At 66.2% G+C, this 3,770-nt stretch carries 3 protein-coding genes; 2 read left to right on the top strand and 1 reads right to left on the bottom strand.

What is annotated here, in order from left to right; genetic code table 11:
• Positions 1-47: 47 nt before the first annotated feature.
• Entirely contained in the window at positions 48-1,973 is a 1,926-nt protein-coding gene (gene asnB / locus ACFXGJ_RS24150) for an asparagine synthase (glutamine-hydrolyzing) (protein WP_378625795.1), read from the bottom strand.
• A 216-nt stretch (positions 1,974-2,189) separates the two neighbouring features.
• On the opposite strand from asnB, the gene ACFXGJ_RS24155 reads away from it, so the two are divergent.
• Positions 2,190-3,260, top strand: a complete 1,071-nt coding sequence (locus tag ACFXGJ_RS24155; protein ID WP_378625792.1) for a cytochrome c oxidase subunit II — start codon at positions 2,190-2,192, stop codon at positions 3,258-3,260.
• 49 nt (positions 3,261-3,309) lie between these two features.
• Positions 3,310-3,726: a cytochrome c oxidase subunit 4 gene (locus ACFXGJ_RS24160; RefSeq protein WP_378625794.1), complete on the top strand. Its 417-nt coding sequence runs from the start codon at positions 3,310-3,312 to the stop codon at positions 3,724-3,726.
• Positions 3,727-3,770: the final 44 nt, after the last annotated feature.

Raw genomic sequence — 3,770 nt, forward strand, 5'->3', positions numbered from 1 at the left:
TACGGAGTCTCCGGACTCCGTAACCGCACCACTGCGCGTGAGCGCCTTTACACGTGGACCGGGTAGACCGGTTCCTGGATCTGCGGCACGATCCGCTTCTCGACGAAGATGCCGTGCCAGACCATGAAGCACAGCACCGTCCAGAGACGACGGCTGTGGTCCGAGACGCCCGCGCGATGGTCGTTCAGCATCGACGCGACCGCGGCCTTGTCGAAGATGTGATCGGTCTGCGAGTCCGCGATCTGCTGGTGCGCCCAGTCGAACAGCTCGGTGCCCGACAGCCAGTGCCGCAGCGGGACGGGGAAGCCGAGCTTCGCGCGGTGCAGCACGTGCGGCGGGACGATGCCCTCCAGCGCCTGCCGCAGCGCGTACTTCGTCGTGGTCTTGGTGATCTTCTGGTCCAACGGCACCCGGGACGCCACGTCGAAGACCTCGGTGTCGAGGAACGGCACCCGCAGCTCCAGCGAGTTCGCCATCGTCATCTTGTCGGCCTTGACCAGGATGTCGCCGCGCAGCCAGGTGAACAGGTCCAGGTGCTGCATCCGGGCGACCGGATCCCAGTCCCGCGACTGCGCGTAGATCGGTGCGGTCACGTCCTGGTGCGTCCACTCGGGCCGGAAGTCGCGCAGCACGGCCCGCAGTTGGGCGTCGTTGAAGCTGCGCGCGTTGCCGTAGTACCGCTCCTCGAGGGTCATCGAACCGCGATTGAGCAGGCTCTTGCCGCGGGTGCCGTCGGGGATCCGCTCCGACAAGGCGCCCGCCGCGCGCCGCAGCGCCTTCGGCAGGTACTCGAACGGCTTGAGTGAGAGCGGCTCCCGGTAGATCGTGTAGCCGCCGAACAGCTCGTCCGCGCCCTCGCCGGAGAGCACCACCTTGACGTGCTTGCGGGCTTCCTTCGCGACGAACCACAGCGGCACCAGGGCCGGGTCGGCGACCGGGTCGTCGAGGTACCAGATGATCTCGGGGATGGCCGCCGCGAACTCGGCGGGGGAGACGACCTTGACGACGTGGCGGGCGCCGATCGCGGCGGCCGACTCGGCGGCCACGTCGACCTCCGAGTAGCCCTCCCGCTCGAATCCGGTGGTGAAGGTGATCAGGTTCGGGTTGTGCCGCATCGCGAGCGCGGCGATCGCCGTGGAGTCGATGCCGCCGGACAGGAACGAGCCCACGGTCACGTCCGCGCGCATGTGCTTGGCGACGGAATCCTCGAGTGCCTCGGCGATCTCGCGGTAGCGGGCCGCTTCGGTGCCGGGCGCGAACGGCCGGACCGGGAACGCCGGCGTGAAGTACCGGGTGATCCGGGGCGTCTCGCCGGGCCGGATCCAGGCGTACGAGCCCGACTCGAGCCTACGGATCTGCGCGTGCAGGGTCTCCGGTTCCGGGACGTACTGCAGCACCGTGTAGTGCTCGATCGCGCGGGGGTCGAGGTCGGTGTCGATGCCGATCACGTCCGTGAGCTCGAGCAGGCTCTTCTTCTCGCTGCCGAACGCGGTGCCCGCGGTGCCGGTCGCGAGGAACAGCGGCTTGATGCCGAACGGGTCGCGGGCGATGAACAGCTCGCGGGTCTCGGTGTCCCAGACCGCGAACGCGAACATGCCTCGCAGCCGGCGAACGGCGTCCGCGCCCCAGTAGTGGAACGCGGCCACGATGGCCTCGCTGTCGCCCTCGGTGTGGAACTGGGCCCCGTGGTCGCGGGCGAGTTCCTCGCGGATCTCCAGGTAGTTGTAGATCTCACCGTTGAAGGTCAGCGCGTAGCGGGTGGGGTTCTCCGTGGGGCCCCAGCGCAGCGGCTGGTGCGAGTGCTCGATGTCGATGATGGAGAGGCGGTTGAAGCCGAAGATCAGGTCGTCGTCGTGCCACGTCCCGTGCTCGTCGGGACCGCGATGGCGCAGGCAGTGCATCGCGGAATCGACGCGCGCGACGGCGTCGTCCGTGGTTCCGTCGGAGGTCAGTAGCCCGAGCAGTCCGCACACAGCGTCCAATACCTCAATTCAGTCCTGGGGGAGGCTCCATGCTGGTTGGAACAGGTATGGAGCGGATTGCCGAATAACTCTGCCGAGTATGCCGCAGACTCGCCGGACTGTTGGTTGTGACCCGAGGGTGGATGGGCGCCAGCTTTGGTCTACGCTGCGTAGTATTCGGGCTTCCCGCTGGGCTGCCCTTATTCATTTTGCGGCGATCAGGAAGGCGTGAACGTGGCGCAGAGTCGGATCCTTCGGCGAGCGGGGCTAGCGGTATCTTTGGGCCTAGCCGCCATGCTGCTGTCGGGATGTTCGATCGACAATTCGGTGCTTCGCTTCGGATGGCCGTCGGGCGTTACCCCGCAGGCTGAGCGGATGCGTGAGCTGTGGACCTGGTCGGTCATCGCCGCCCTGTTCATGGGTGTCATCGTGTGGGGCCTGACGTTCTGGGTGGTGATCTTCCACCGGAAGAAGAAGGACTCTCCCGAGTTCCCGCGGCAGACGGCGTACAACGTCCCGCTCGAGCTCTTCTACACGGCGGTGCCGTTCGTCATCATCGCGGTGCTCTTCTACTTCACCGTGGTCGTGCAGAACTACGTCCACGAGAAGAAGGACGACCCGAACGTGGTCGTCGACGTGACTGCGTACCAGTGGAACTGGAAGTTCGGCTACCGCAGCATCGACCTGCGTGAGGGCGGCGCCAAGTACGACGGTGTCGATGTGGCGGCACAGGCCGCCGCGGAGCGCCCGGCCGAGGAGCAGGAAGTCCACGGCAAGATGGTGCCCGGTCCGATCAACGGCAAGAGCGCGAACGACCTGTCGTACCTGCGTTACGACAAGATCGAGACCGTCGGCTCGAGCAACGAGATCCCGATCCTGGTGCTCCCGACCGGTAAGCGCATCGAGTTCAACCTCGCCGCGGCCGACGTCATCCACGCGTTCTGGGTGCCGGAGTTCCTGTTCAAGCGCGACGTGATGCCGAACCCGGAGCAGAACCACTCCGACAACGTCTTCCAGATCAGTGAGATCCAGAAGGAAGGCGCGTTCGTCGGACGCTGCGCCGAGATGTGCGGCACCTACCACGCGATGATGAACTTCGAGGTCCGCGCCGTGAGCCCGGAGAAGTTCGCGAAGTACATCGCGCTGCGCCAGCCGGTCGACGAGGGTGGCCGCGGACTGAGCACCGCGGAGGCGCTCAAGGAGATCGGCGAGGTTCCGGTCGCGACCTCGACGCATCCGTTCAACACGGACCGGACGTACCGCCAGGCCACCAACGTCCTCGAGGGCGAGTACCAGTAGTCGTGCCGACGGCACCCAAGACCCATCAACCGCTGAAGGACGAGCTGATATGAAGATCGAAGCCAAGCTCTTTGAGATTTTGACGGTGTTTTTCATCCTCGTCGGAATCGTGTACGGCGTGTTCACCGCCGCATCGAGGACGGGCATCGAGTGGGCCGGCCTGACCGCCATCGCGCTGTCGGCCGGACTGACCCTGATCATCGGAACCTACTTCCGGTTCGTGGCACGTCGCCTCGACACCCGCCCGGAGGACTACGACGACGCCGAGATCTCCGACGGCGCAGGCGATCTGGGCTTCTTCAGCCCGGGCAGCTTCTGGCCGATCCTGGTCGCCGCGTCCGCCGGCTTCGCGGCCGTGGCTCTGGCGTTCTTCCAGCCGTGGATGATCGTCATCGCCGTGGCACTGATCCTCGCCTCGGCGGCCGGTCTGGTGTTCGAGTACCACGTCGGACCCGAGAAGCACTGAGTCAGACCATTTGTCACGGCGAGGGCGCCGAACCCGAACGGGTT

Source organism: Rhodococcus sp. NPDC059234, assembly GCF_042754225.1.
Lineage (GTDB): Bacteria > Actinomycetota > Actinomycetes > Mycobacteriales > Mycobacteriaceae > Rhodococcus_G.